General features: G+C 63.5%; 11 protein-coding genes. 5 read left to right on the top strand and 6 right to left on the bottom strand.

The genetic code is table 11. The annotated features are described in order from the left end of the window. From HX803_RS26765 to HX803_RS26755, 3 genes are all read left to right on the top strand, one after another. Positions 1-939, top strand: a 939-nt coding sequence (locus tag HX803_RS26765; protein ID WP_178924895.1) for a circularly permuted type 2 ATP-grasp protein, incomplete at its 5' end; no start/stop codon positions are given. A gap of 3 nt (positions 940-942) precedes the next feature. After that, positions 943-1,893 (top strand): alpha-E domain-containing protein, encoded by a 951-nt coding sequence (locus HX803_RS26760; RefSeq protein WP_017253783.1) that lies wholly within the window; start codon positions 943-945, stop codon positions 1,891-1,893. Positions 1,894-2,001: 108 nt separating this feature from the next. Further along, complete coding sequence (locus HX803_RS26755) at positions 2,002-2,436, top strand: nuclear transport factor 2 family protein (protein ID WP_178924893.1); 435 nt, start codon at positions 2,002-2,004, stop codon at positions 2,434-2,436. A 117-nt stretch (positions 2,437-2,553) separates the two neighbouring features. Here HX803_RS26755 and msrA read toward each other — a convergent pair whose 3' ends face one another. From msrA to msrB, 3 genes are all read right to left on the bottom strand, one after another. Beyond that, positions 2,554-3,249: a peptide-methionine (S)-S-oxide reductase MsrA gene (gene msrA / locus HX803_RS26750; protein ID WP_178924891.1), complete on the bottom strand. Its 696-nt coding sequence runs from the start codon at positions 3,247-3,249 to the stop codon at positions 2,554-2,556. 132 nt (positions 3,250-3,381) lie between these two features. Next, positions 3,382-5,142, bottom strand: coding sequence for a cytochrome c biogenesis protein DipZ (locus tag HX803_RS26745; protein ID WP_178924889.1), 1,761 nt, complete (start codon positions 5,140-5,142; stop codon positions 3,382-3,384). A 35-nt stretch (positions 5,143-5,177) separates the two neighbouring features. Further along, positions 5,178-5,678: a peptide-methionine (R)-S-oxide reductase MsrB gene (gene msrB, locus HX803_RS26740; protein ID WP_178924887.1), complete on the bottom strand. Its 501-nt coding sequence runs from the start codon at positions 5,676-5,678 to the stop codon at positions 5,178-5,180. Between the two features lie 233 nt (positions 5,679-5,911). Between msrB and HX803_RS26735 the strand changes: the two genes are divergently transcribed. Both HX803_RS26735 and HX803_RS26730 read left to right on the top strand, forming a co-directional pair. Beyond that, positions 5,912-6,622, top strand: a complete 711-nt coding sequence (locus HX803_RS26735) for a response regulator transcription factor (protein ID WP_178924885.1) — start codon at positions 5,912-5,914, stop codon at positions 6,620-6,622. After that, positions 6,619-8,085: a HAMP domain-containing sensor histidine kinase gene (locus HX803_RS26730; protein ID WP_178924883.1), complete on the top strand. Its 1,467-nt coding sequence runs from the start codon at positions 6,619-6,621 to the stop codon at positions 8,083-8,085. The genes HX803_RS26735 and HX803_RS26730 overlap by 4 nt, the downstream gene beginning before the upstream one ends. Here HX803_RS26730 and HX803_RS26725 read toward each other — a convergent pair. The 3 genes from HX803_RS26725 to HX803_RS26715 all read right to left on the bottom strand — a co-directional run bounded on the left by HX803_RS26725 (position 8,048) and on the right by HX803_RS26715 (position 12,959). After that, positions 8,048-8,980 (bottom strand): alpha/beta fold hydrolase, encoded by a 933-nt coding sequence (locus HX803_RS26725; RefSeq protein WP_178924881.1) that lies wholly within the window; start codon positions 8,978-8,980, stop codon positions 8,048-8,050. The genes HX803_RS26730 and HX803_RS26725 overlap by 38 nt on opposite strands. Before the next feature lie 80 nt (positions 8,981-9,060). Continuing rightward, the gene (locus tag HX803_RS26720; protein WP_178924896.1) at positions 9,061-11,316 is read right to left on the bottom strand and encodes an ATP-dependent DNA helicase; all 2,256 of its coding nucleotides are present in this window, start codon (positions 11,314-11,316) and stop codon (positions 9,061-9,063) included. Continuing rightward, complete coding sequence (locus HX803_RS26715; RefSeq protein ID WP_178924879.1) at positions 11,313-12,959, bottom strand: VRR-NUC domain-containing protein; 1,647 nt, start codon at positions 12,957-12,959, stop codon at positions 11,313-11,315. Before HX803_RS26715 ends, HX803_RS26720 begins: the two co-directional genes overlap by 4 nt. Positions 12,960-13,093: the final 134 nt, after the last annotated feature.

The raw sequence follows: 13,093 nt of genomic DNA, 5'->3' as shown, positions 1-13,093 counted from the left end.
GAAGACAACCTGCGCACCCCCAGCGGCGTGAGCTACATGCTCGAAGACCGCAAGATGATGATGCGCCTGTTCCCCGAAGTGTTCGCCAAGCAACGCATCGCGCCGGTGGACCACTACCCCAACCTGCTGCTCAAGACCCTGAAAAGCGCTAGCCGCCTGGACAACCCCAACGTGGTGGTGCTGACGCCTGGGCGCTTCAACAGCGCATTCTTCGAACATGCCTTCCTCGCCCGGGAAATGGGCGTGGAACTGGTGGAAGGCGCCGACCTGTTCGTGCAAGACCTCAAGGTATTCATGCGCACCACCGACGGCCCCAAGGCCGTGGACGTGATCTACCGGCGCATCGACGACGCCTTCCTCGACCCGCTGGCGTTCAACCCGGAGTCGATGCTCGGCGTGCCCGGCCTGGTCGCCGCCTACTGCGCGGGCAATGTGGTGCTGGCCAATGCCATCGGCACCGGCGTGGCCGACGACAAATCGATCTATCCGTATGTGCCGGAAATGATCCGCTTCTACCTGGACGAAGAGCCGGTGCTGCAAAACGTACCGACGTTCCAGTGCCGCAAACCCGATGAACTGTCCCATGTGCTGGCCCACCTGCCGGAACTGGTGGTCAAGGAAACCCAAGGCTCCGGTGGCTACGGCATGCTGGTGGGCCCGGCGTCTACGGCGGCCGAGATCGAGGACTTCCGCCAGCGCATCAAGGCGCGCCCCCACGCCTATATCGCCCAGCCGACCCTGAGCCTGTCCACCTGCCCCACCTTTGTCGAAAACGGCATCGCCCCCCGGCATATCGACCTGCGGCCCTTCGTGCTGTCGGGCAAGGAAACCCGCCTGGTGCCGGGCGGCCTGACCCGCGTGGCGCTGAAGGAAGGCTCGTTGATCGTCAACTCGTCGCAGGGCGGCGGAACCAAGGACACCTGGGTGGTGGAGGGCTGAATCATGTTGAGTAGAACCGCCGCAGATCTGTACTGGATGTCCCGTTACCTGGAGCGTGCCGAGAACCTGGCACGCATGCTCGAAGTCAGTTATTCGCTGTCGCTGATGCCCCAGGCAGGGCGCAGCGATGGCCTGGATGAACTGGCGATGTCGTTGCTCAGCAGCGGCACCCTGGACAGTTACCTGGAACGCCACAAGCAGCTGGACGCCGAACGCATGCTGCACTTCTTCGCCCTCGACGAAGAAAACCCCGCCAGCATCTACAACTGCCTGCGCGCCGCCCGGGGCAACGCCCACGCGGTACGCGGGCGCATCACCGCCGACATGTGGGAAAACCTCAACGCCACCTGGCTGGAAATGCGCAGCATCGCCGCCGGCGGCCTGGCGCGGCATGGCATCAGCCACTTCTGTGACTGGGTCAAGCAGCGCTCGCACCTGTTTCGCGGCGCCACCTCCGGCACCATCATGCGCAATGACGCCTATCGCTTCATTCGCTTGGGCACCTTTGTCGAGCGAGCGGACAACACCCTGCGCCTGCTCGATGCGCGTTACGAGATGTTTGGCGAAGAATCGGAAGAGGTCAGCGACCTGTCGGCACGCGGGTATTACCAGTGGAGCGCGCTGCTGCGGGCGTTATCGTCATTCGAGGCCTACACCGAGCTGTACCCGAATGCGTTGAATGCACGGTCGGTGTCTGAGTTGCTGTTGCTGCGCAGTGACGTGCCACGCTCATTGCACGCCTGCATCGAGGAGTTGAGCCACATCCTCGCCGACTTGCCCGGCAGCTACGGGCGCACCGCCCAACGCCTGGCCGCCGAGTTCGAAGCGCGGCTGCGCTACACCGGGATCGACGAAATCCTCGAAGACGGCCTGCACAGCCGCCTCACCGACTTTATCGACACCGTGCGCGAACTGGCCAGGGCCATTCACAGCTCTTACCTGGAAGTGGTGTGAGTGCAATTGGGTCACTTAACTGTCAATTCGGGTGATTGACCCTCCTTTGATACCGCTCTTATGTTGGGCAGGTGCAACGCCTTCCCACCATAAGAACAGGTACAGAGCATGTCCGAACTGACCCTCACCCCCGCTGCCGCCCTCACCTTGCAACGTTGGCACGCCATGCTGGCCGCCCGTGACCTCAAGTCCCTGCCCGAGCTGCTGGCCGCCGACGCGGTGTTTCGCTCGCCCATGGCCCACACGCCCTACCCTGGCGCGCCCGTGGTGTCGATGATCCTCAACACCGTGATCAAGGTGTTCGAAGACTTCACCTACCACCGTGAACTGGCGACCGGCGATGGCCTGAGCGTGGTGCTGGAGTTCAGCGCACGGGTGGGCGACAAGCAGCTCAAGGGCATCGACCTGATCCGTTTCAACGAACAAGGGCAGATCATCGAATTTGAAGTGATGGTCCGTCCGTTGAGCGGGTTGCAGGCTTTGGGTGAGGAAATGGGCCGACGCCTGGCGCCGTACCTGGCCAAGGCTAAATCCCAGGCTTGACACAGGACCACTGTGGGAGCGGGCTTGCTCGCGAAAGCGGTGGGTCAGTCAATTCATATGTATCTGACACATCGCATTCGCGAGCAAGCCCGCTCCCACACAGTGGTTTTGTGGTGGTTATTGGTTTTTTACCAATACCGGCTCGGCGCGGTATTGGTCGGGGAACAGTTTTTTCAGCTGCGCCACCTTTGGCAGGTCATTGATCACGATGTAGGGGTAAGACGGGTTCTCGGTGAGGAAATCCTGGTGATAAGACTCCGCCGGGTAAAACGCCTTGCCCATCTCTACCTTGGTCACGATCGGCTTGTCGAAGGCCTTGGCCGTGTCCAGCTGGGCGATATACGCCTGGGCGACTTTCTGTTGTTCGGCGTTCTGCGCAAAGATTTCCGAACGGTATTGGGTGCCGCTGTCAGGGCCCTGGCGGTTCAGCTCAGTGGGGTTGTGGGCCACCGAGAAGTAGATCTGCAACAGCTTGCCGTAGCTGACCTGGCTCGGGTCATAGGTCACCGACACCGATTCGGCATGCCCGGTATCGCCACCGCTGACGGTCTCGTATTGCGCGGTGCTCGCTGCGCCACCGTCGTAGCCGGACACAGCGTTTTTCACGCCCTGCACATGCTGGAACACCCCTTGCACGCCCCAGAAACAGCCACCGGCAAACACGGCGGTTTGCAGGTTGCCGGAGGTGGCGGGCAGGTCCAGGGTGGGGGGTGCGATCATCACCGCGTCTTCAGCACCACCGAAGGAGAACGCCGAGCTTTGGCCGACAAAAGCCGCGAAAGCGAGTACCGGTAAAAACTTGAGTCGTTTCATCACTATCACTCCAGAACACGGTCGACTGTGAGAGCTGGCTTGCCTGCGATGGCGGTGCGTCAGTGCCAGATGAAGTGGCTGGCCCGGCGCTATCGCTGGCAAGCCAGCTCCCACAGTGATTGGGTTTTCAATTCAGCCGAACGTGAAGGCGTACGCCGATACGTTCGGGTCCAGAAATTCAATGCTGAAGGTGCGGTCCTGCACCGCGCCGGGCTGGCGCACCAGCTGGTACAGGCGCTGCTCGGTCACGGTACCGCTGCCATCCGGCGCCACGTCGGTGCCATGGGCATCGCCCGGGGCCTGGCCGTCGACCGTCACCTTGAAGCGTACCGGCTTGCCATCGGCGCCAGGGCCCAGCACCAGGTGCAGGTCGCGGGCATGGAAGCGGTAGACGATGCGCCCACCTGCCTGATCGAGAGTGGCTTGCTGGCCACCGACGTTCCACGGGCCTTCCAGCGTCCAGTTATTCAGCGCCAGGGTGCCGGCTGCGGGGTAGTTCACGACCTTGTCGGTACCCAGGGTGCCAGCGGTGACGAAGTTTTCGGCGCGCTGGAAGCCCAGGTAGGTTTCCGGCGACTGCACTTCGTTCATGTCCGGCGCCTGTTGCACGCCCTTGGCGTCGGCCTCTATCAGGCCACCGGCCACGTTCTTGGCCCCGGCTTCGCGCAGCAGTTGCTGGATCACCCGCTCCGACTCGGCATAGTCGCCTTCGCCAAAGTGGTGATAACGGATCTGGCCCTTGGCATCGGCAAAGTAATGCGCCGGCCAGTATTGGTTATTGAATGCGCGCCAGATCTTGTAGTTGTTGTCGATGGCCACCGGGTAGGTGATGCCCAGGTCCTTCATGGCCTTGGTGACGTTGTTCACGTCGCGTTCAAAGGCAAATTCCGGTGCGTGCACGCCAATCACCACCAGGCCCTGGTCGTGGTACTTCTCGGCCCAGGCTTTCACATACGGCAAGGTACGCAGGCAGTTGATGCAGGAGTAGGTCCAGAAATCGACCAGCACCACCTTGCCTTTCAAACCTTCGGCGGTCAGCGGCGGGCTGTTGAGCCATTGCACGGCGCCGTCCAAGGGCGGCAGCGCACCCTCGATGGGCAGTGTGTCGCTGTGGTTGGCAGCCATCATCATTGCGCCACCGGCCATCATCGCTCCGCCCTTCGGTTCAGGCTTGGCACTCAGCTTATCTACCAGGCTTTGTTCCAGGCCACCGGTGGAAGCCGTCGACAACCGCGACAGCACGCCGGTGTCCAGGCCCAAAGCGATCGCCGCCACACCGGCCAGCATCAACGCGCCCAGGCCACGGCGCAGCCATTCTCCGGCACCCAGGGACTTTTTCATGAAGCCAAAGACTTTACCGCCGACCAGCAGCGCCAAGGCCAAGGACGTCGCAGCCCCCGCGGCGTAAGCCAGCAAGAGCAAGGTAGTGCCGATGCTGGCGCCCTGCAGCGCCGCGCCGGTGAGCACCAAGCCGAGGATTGGCCCGGCGCACGGCGCCCACAGCAAACCGGTGGCCACGCCGATCAGGAACGAAGCGCCCGGACGCGGCTTGGCGTCGGCCCCGGCGGCTTCCGAGAGACGACTGCCGGCCGCCACCAACGGGCGTGTCAGCCGCTCCGACAGGTGTGGCAGCAGCAGCGTGAGTCCGAACAGGGCAACGCACAGCAACGCGAGCCAGCGCCCGTACTGATTGACTTGCACCACCCAGCCGCCGCCCACCGCCGCCAGCGAGGCCACCAGGGCGAACGTCACCGCCATCCCCGCTAACAGCGGCAAGCCACTGCGCATAAACGGCTGCCCGGTGCGAGCGAAGACAAAAGGCAGAACAGGCAGGATGCACGGACTGACAATCGTCAGCACGCCGCCCAGATACGCGAGAACCAGAAGCCACATGGGATCGTCCCTTATACGAATGAATAGACATCGGCTTACGCCGCCGTGAACGTCATGGCGGCGCCATTCATGCAATAGCGCAGGCCGGTGGGTGGCGGGCCGTCGTCGAACACGTGCCCTTGGTGACCGCCGCAACGCCGGCAGTGGATTTCCTTGCGCACCACGCCGTAGGAGGTGTCGACGTGGCTGGCGACCGCGTTGTCCAGCGGTTGCCAAAAGCTCGGCCAACCGGTGTGGCTGTCGAACTTGGTTGTCGAGGAAAACAGCGGCAGCGCACAACCGGCGCAGGCGAAGGTGCCGGTGCGGTGTTCATCGTTGAGCTTGCTGCTGTAAGGGCGTTCGGTGCCCTCCTCGCGCAGCACGTCGAATTGCTCGGCCGTCAGCAGGCTGCGCCACTCGGCCTCGGTGTGGTTGACCTCGAAGGTTTCGGCGGCTTCGGCGTCGCTGACCACGTTGAGTTGCTTGAGCAGGCCACCGGCCAGGACGGCGACACCCAGGCCGCCACCAGCCAGCAGTATTTGTCGTCTCGAATACATATAACCCTCCCATGAACTCGTCCGTAGTGAGCGGGCTTGCCCCGCGCGGCGGTGTGTCAGGTCGACATAAGGCGTCTGGTAAGCCGCCGCGCGAGGCGAGCTCGCTCACTCCAATGGCGCTATCGTGCGCTGTGGGCGGTCGCGGAATCCTCACGCAGAGTTAAACAATTCGTGATAACTACACTGTGGCAAAACCCGCACAATGCGCGGACTACCCGTAAAGGTTTCTCTACATGGATCAGCCAAAACGAGTCCTGGTGGTCGAGGACGACGCCCATATTGCCGACCTGATCTGCCTGCACCTGCGGGACGAGCAGTTCGAGGTGGTGCACAGCGCCGATGGCACCGAAGGCCTGGGCCTCTTGGAACAAGGCGGTTGGGATGCCTTGATCCTCGACCTGATGCTGCCCGGTGTGGACGGCCTGGAGATCTGCCGCCGCGCCCGAGCCATGGCGCGCTACACGCCGATCATCATCACCAGCGCACGGTCCAGCGAACTGCACCGCATCCTCGGCCTGGAGCTGGGTGCCGACGACTACCTGGCCAAACCGTTCTCGATGCCGGAACTGGTCGCCCGGGTCAAAGCCCTGCTGCGCCGGGTGGATGCCATGGCGCGCAACCTGAAGATGGACGCCGGCAGCCTCGACCTCGGCCAGTTGTTCATCAACCCGCTGACCCGCGACGTCACCTTGCAGGGCCAGCGCCTGGACCTGACCCCGCGTGAGTTCGACCTGCTGTACTTTTTCGCCCGCCAACCGGGCAAGGTGTTCTCGCGCATGGACCTGCTCAATGCGGTGTGGGGCTACAGCCACGAAGGCTATGAACACACGGTCAATACCCACATCAACCGTCTGCGCGCCAAGGTCGAAGCCGACCCGGCCAACCCGACGCGCATCCTCACGGTGTGGGGCCGTGGCTACAAATTTGCCGAGAGCGCGCCATGAAACTCACCCTGACCCAACGCCTGTCGGTGGTGTTTGCCGTGTTGCTGGTGATTTGCAGCGGCACGTCGGCGTGGTTGCAGGTGCGCTCCAACCACATGCACGAACTGGAAGTGGTGCAAGGCCTGTCCCGCGACTTGGCGGCGCACATTGCCCGTGACACCCAATTGATGGACGCCGATGGCCTCAAGCCTGACGCCGTGCGCAACCTGTTCAGCCAGCTGATGCTGGTCAACCCGAGTGTCGAGGTGTACCTGCTCGACATCGACGGCCGCGTGGTCGGCAATGCCGCGCCCAGCGGGCATTTGCTGCGTGACCGCGTCGACCTAACGCCGGTGCGCCGCTTCCTCAGCGGCGCCATGCTGCCGATCCTCGGCGACGACCCGCGCAGCGTTGACGGGCGCAAAGTGTTCAGTGCCGCACCGCTCAAGGCCAACGGCCAGCAAACCGGCTTCCTCTACGTGGTGCTGCTGGGCGAAGCCCATGACGTGTACGACGCCAAGGACGCGACCGGCATGGCACTCAAGATCGCGCTGTGGTCCATCGGCCTGGTCGCGCTGCTGTGCCTGATGGCGGGCTTGATCGCGTTCGCCTGGATCACCCGGCCGCTGCGCCAGTTGACCGACAAGGTCGGCCAGTTCGATATCAACGGCGCGCCCAAAGCCCCCGCGCCGCTGACGCCCGAACTCACCAGCGGGGATGAGATCGCCGTGCTCGACCACGCCTTCGTGCAGATGGAAAACCGCCTGGGCGAACAATGGCGCGCCATTACTCACCAGGACCAGGAACGCCGGGAAATGGTCGCGAATATCTCCCATGACCTGCGCACGCCCCTGGCCTCGTTGCACGGCTACCTGGAAACCTTGTCCCTCAAGGACGCCAGCCTCAGCCCCGAAGAGCGCCGCCGTTACCTGGGCATCGCGCTGGACCAGAGCCGCAAGGTCGGCGGCCTCGCCCAGTCATTGCTGGAGCTGGTGCGCCTGGAACACGGCTTTGTGCAGCCGGTGATCGAAGGCTTTTCGCTGCCCGACCTGGTGCAGGACATCTTCCAGAAATTCGAGCTCACCGCCGAAGCCCGGGGCATTACCCTGACCGCCACCCTGCCCCCCCAGGTGCCCACGGTGTTGGCGGATTTGGGCCTGATCGAACGGGTGCTGACCAACCTGCTGGACAACGCCCTGCGCCACGCGCCGGTGAATGGCGAAGTGGAAGTGCTGCTGGCGAGCGCGGCGGATGGCGTGGCGGTGACGGTCAGCGACAGCGGCCCCGGCATCGACGCCGAACTGCGCGAAGGCTTGTTCCTGCGTGCCTTCACCATCGGCGGCGCGCGCCGGGATGGCGGCCTGGGCCTGCGCATCGTGCACCGCATCCTGCAACTGCACGGGCGCAGCATCCAGCTGGTGGACCGCCCCGGCCATGGCGCGACCTTTACGTTCTCCCTAGAAACCCGAGCATCAGCGCGTTGACCTGAGCGCCCTGCTCGTTCTGAATCCAGTGCCCGCAGTTGGGGAGCACGTGCTGCTCCAGCGCGGGCACCGAATCGGGCATGCGCTTGATCGTGTGGGCTTCGAACACCCCGACAGGGTCGCGGTCGCCGATCAGGAACAGCGTCGGTTGCAGCACCTGCCGGCCGGCCAGGGCTTCGGTGCGCTGCCAGTTGCGTTCGAAGTTGCGGTACCAGTTCAACGGGCCGCGAAAGCCGTGCTCGGTAAAAGTCTGCACGTAGACGTCGAGGTCCTGCTGGCGGCACCAGTTCGGCAGCGTGGCGGGGGTTGAGACACCGTCAAGCAAGGTGGCGTCGGGGGATTTCTTCTGCAGGAACACGTCCTGATCCTGCATGAACAACCGCAGGGTGCGCTCGATGTCAGCATTCAATTCCCGTTCGGCCACACCGGGTGCCTGGAAATACAGGATGTAGTTGAAACGGTCGGCGTACAGCTCGCGCATGATCTCGATCACTGGCCGGCGGGCGCGCCCGGCGAACGGCACCGACATCGTGATCAACCGCGTGACCCGCTCGGGCTCCAGCAATGCCAGGTGCCAGGCCACTACGGCGCCCCAGTCGTGGCCAACCATTACCACCTCGCGGTGGCCGAAATGGTCCATGGCCTGCTGGATATCGCCGCACAGGGTCAGCAGGTCGTAATCGGCAATCTCGGCGGGCGAACTCGACCGACCATAGCCGCGCATCTCTGGCGCGAAAACCCGGTAGCCCGCCGCCGCCAACGCCGGTATCTGCTCGCGCCAGGAATGCCAGCATTCAGGAAAACCGTGCAGCAGCCACACCGGCTGGCCGTGTTCAGGGCCGGCGATGTGCACGCTCAGCTCGATACCGTTGACGCGAAGGGTGTGCTGGCTCATGGGTTTAGCCTGGCGAAGGGTTTGCCACAGCCTGGCGCATCCGGTGGGTCGAGGCCAGCATCATTGATGCCAGGAATACATCAACCGACTGCCCACCACTGCGGCAACAACTGACGCACCCGTGGCTCGCCAAAGCGGTCATCGATCAACATCACCACGCCTTCGTCCTGCTGGCTGCGGATCACCCGGCCGGCCGCCTGCACCACCTTCTGTAGGCCCGGGTACAAGTAGGTGTAGTCGTAGCCGGCACCGAAGATGGCCCCCATGCGCAGCTTCATCTGCTCGTTGACCGGGTTCAGTTGCGGCAGCCCGAGGGTGGCGACAAAGGCACCGATCAAACGTGCGCCAGGCAGGTCGATGCCTTCACCGAAGGCGCCACCGAGCACGGCAAAACCGATGCCCTGGCTGTGCTCGGTGAACTGATCGAGGAAAGCCTGGCGCTCGGCCTCGGCCATGCCCCGTGATTGTTGCCACAAGGCAATATGCGGGTGCGTTTCGGCCAATAACTGCGCCACCTGTTGCAGGTAATCAAAGCTGCTGAAAAACGCCAGGTAGTTGCCGGGCTTTTTTGCGAACTGGGCGGCGATCAACGCGACGATGGGCGCCAGCGACGCCTCGCGGTGTGCAAAGCGCGTGGACACCTGATCGACAATGCGCACCGTCAGTTGCTCGGCCTTGAACGGCGACTCAACGTCGACCCACGCCGTGTCCGGTGGCAAGCCGAGCAGGTCGGCGTAGTAGCGCCGTGGGCTCAAGGTGGCGGAAAACAGCACGCTGCTGCGCGCCGCTGTGAGCCTGGGCCGCAGGAACTCGGCCGGCACCACGTTGCGCAGGCACAGGGTCGAGCTGCTGCGCTTGCCGCTGAACTGGCGCTTGCTGATATCAAAGATGAAGTGTTCGTTGAACAGCTCCGCCACCTTGGCAAATTGCAGGGCCTCGAAATAGAACGCCTGCAGGTCGCCGGTGAGGGATTCGGGATGGTCGTTGAAGTAGTCGCCCAGGGCGCCTGTGCACAGGCTCAAGGCCTGCAGCAGTTTGTCGGGCCGGGTTGCGTAGGCCTGATACGGCGCCAGTTGTTCCTTATGCAGCGCGTTCCACTCGCGGTTGAGGCGTTGCAGGGGCTTTTTCAGCGCTTCGGGCGCGGTGTCACGCAGGGTCTTGAGGCTGTATTGGTCGAGGCTGGCGCTGTACATCGCGCGCGCACGTTCCACCAGGTTATGCGCCTCGTCCACCAGCACGGCGACGCGCCATTGGTTGAGCTGGGCCAGGCCGAAGAGCATGGCGCCGAAGTCGAAATAGTAGTTGTAGTCAGCGACCACCAGGTCAGTCCAGCGCGCCATTTCCTGGCTCAGGTAATAGGGGCAGACGTCATGGGCCAAAGCCACCTCGCGCAGGTTGCGCTGGTCGAGCAGGCGTACCTGGGACGCCGCCTCACGGGCAGCCGGCAGGCGATCGTAAAAGCCCTTGGCCAACGGGCAGGAATCGCCGTGACAGGCCTTGTCCAGGTGTTCGCAGGCCTTGTCGCGGGCCACCAGTTCCAACACCCGCAGCGGCAGGTCGGGGTGACTGTCGTACAGCACCTGCGCTGCGTCCAGCGCCAGCTTGCGCCCCGGGGTCTTGGCGGTGAGAAACAGCACCTTGTCCAGTTGCTGGGGCGCCAGGGCCTTGAGCAGCGGGAAGATCGTGCCGACGGTCTTGCCAATGCCCGTGGGCGCTTGGGCCATCAGGCAGCGGCCGGTGCTCACGGCCTTGTAGACCGACTCGGCCAACACGCGCTGGCCGGGGCGGAACGCGGCATGGGGAAACGCCAGGGTGCTGGCGGCACTGTTGCGCGCGTCACGATGCTGCATTTCCTGCGTGGCCCAGCCGAGGAACAACGCGCATTGCTGATTGAAGAAGACCTCCAGTTCGGCGGCCGGGTAGCGCTGGTTCAGCAGGGTCTCGCCCTCGCCGACGATGTCGAAGTACACCAGCGCCAGGTCGATGGCGTCGAGACCCAGCTTCTGGCACATCAACCAGCCGTACACCTTGACCTGGGCCCAGTGCAGTTGCCGGTGGTTGGCGGGCAGGGCGTCGAGGTCGCCGCGATAGGTTTTCACTTCTTCCAGGCGATTGGCGTCCGGATCGTAGCCGTCTGCCCTGCCCCGCACCTTGAGTTGCAGGTACTCGCCTTCCAGCGCCACTTCGTTCTGGTAGTGCGCACTGCGCCGCGAGGCCACGGTGCGGTGGCCGACGATACCTTCCTGGGCACTGGGCGACGGGGTAAACCGCAGGTCCAGGTCGCCCACCTTCGCCGTGAACTCACACAGCGCGCGCACCGCCACGCTGTAGCTCAAGCGGGTTCTGCCCAGCGCACGTAGCACACCGTCACCGGCATCTGGTATTCACCGCAGAACTCCAACCAGCGCAGTTGGTTGTCCTGCAGGCGATCGCCCGGGCCCTTGACCTCGATCATGCGGTAGGTCTTTTCGGCCGGCCAGAACTGGATCAGGTCGGGCATGCCGGCGCGGTTGGCGCGAATGTCCAGCAGCAGGCGCTCGAACCAGTAGCGCAGGTGCTCGGCGGGCAGGCAGGCCAGGGCTTGCTCCAGCAGCTCGTCACTGAGCAGGTTCCAGAACACGAACGGCGACTGAATGCCCCACTTGTCCGCGTAGCGCTGGCGGATCGTGGCCTTGTAGCGTTCATCCCTCAGTTGCTCGAAGCAGGCGGCGAACAGCGCGGCGCGGCGCTGGTGGAAGTCTTCGCTGTGCAGGTCTGCAGGGCCGCGTTGGAACGGATGGAAAAACGAGCCGGGCAACGGTGCGAAAATCGCCTCCCAGCACAGCAGGCCGAACAACGAGTTGATCAGGCCATTCTCGACGTAATGCACCGGCGCGTCCGGCTCGCTCAGGTGCGCCTGCACGCAATATTCCACCGACATCAGCTCATCGGGTGGTGCCAGCGCCAGGTCCAGTCGGGTGACCGGACGAGGCTTGGTCTTGGGCAACGCCGGCTCGCCGAGTTTGCGCCGAAGGCGTGGCAGCACGCGCAACAGGTGCTGCTGTTCGGCGGCGCTTTCCGGGGCCTGCTGTGCGGTACAGGCCAGGGCCATGGCCTGGGCGTAGTCCTCGCGGCGTTCCAGTACGCGGATCAGCCGCGAACGTGCCCCGGGATAGGCACATTGCCGGTAAATCTGCTCGGCGAGGTCCAACTCGGCGCTGCGCTCGCAGTACTGGCCAATCTGGAACAACAGCTTGGCGCGGCGTTTTTCCAGCCAGGGGTTGTCGGTGTGCAGCGTGGCGATGTGAGCCAACACCTCGTCGAGTGCCAGCCCGGCTTCAAACGCCTGCTGACACCCGTGCAGGAACAGGTAGCCGTGCACGTCGTCACGGCTGCGCAAACCACGGGATTCGGCGCAGAACTCGACCTTTTCGTAGGTGTAGATGCCCAGGTCAGCCAGCACGAATTCGGACCAGTCCTGGTGCAGGTTGCCGAAGAACATCAGGCGCAGGCGGTCGCACAGGTCCATCACGGTGAGGCTGTACAGCGTGTCGGTGGTCTGCGGACACCACTGGGTAAAGCTGCGAAGCTCGGTGAACTGTGCGGCCAAGGCCTCGAGCCAATCGGCCTTGTTGGCCTTGGGCTGCTCGATCCACGGCTTGAAGACTGCCAAGACCTCGCCTTTTTGCAGCAAGGCGAACAGTGTTTCAAAGGTCAGGGGGCTGTGCTCATCCACCCAACCCAACTGCACCAGCGGCGCGGTTGCCGCGTGGGTGCAGCCGACTTCCACGTAATTGAGTTTGCTCGCCCGAAAATGCATGCCCTTGCGCATCACCATGCGCACCAATAACGCCTGGGAGGCCTGGGGCAAGCTGTCAAAATGCTGAATGAAATGCTGTTCGTCAGGGTCGAGCAAATCGGCATAGCGTTGCCCCAGCCAGAGCAGCACTTGCCGGAAGTTATGCAGGTAATAGAGCGGATCGTCGAGGGGATTGGCCATTTCACGAGGGATTCGAACACTGGTTATGCATACAGATTGCCGCCCCAAAGGGCGTGTTGCAATCGGTAATAGATAAATGGCGCACGCAACTTTTAGTTTTAAAGTGATCAGATACAAGCATTCATCGCGTAACA

This window comes from Pseudomonas sp. P7548, assembly GCF_013386585.1.
Classification (GTDB): domain Bacteria; phylum Pseudomonadota; class Gammaproteobacteria; order Pseudomonadales; family Pseudomonadaceae; genus Aquipseudomonas.
This window is presented reverse-complemented; position numbering and strand designations above follow the sequence as displayed.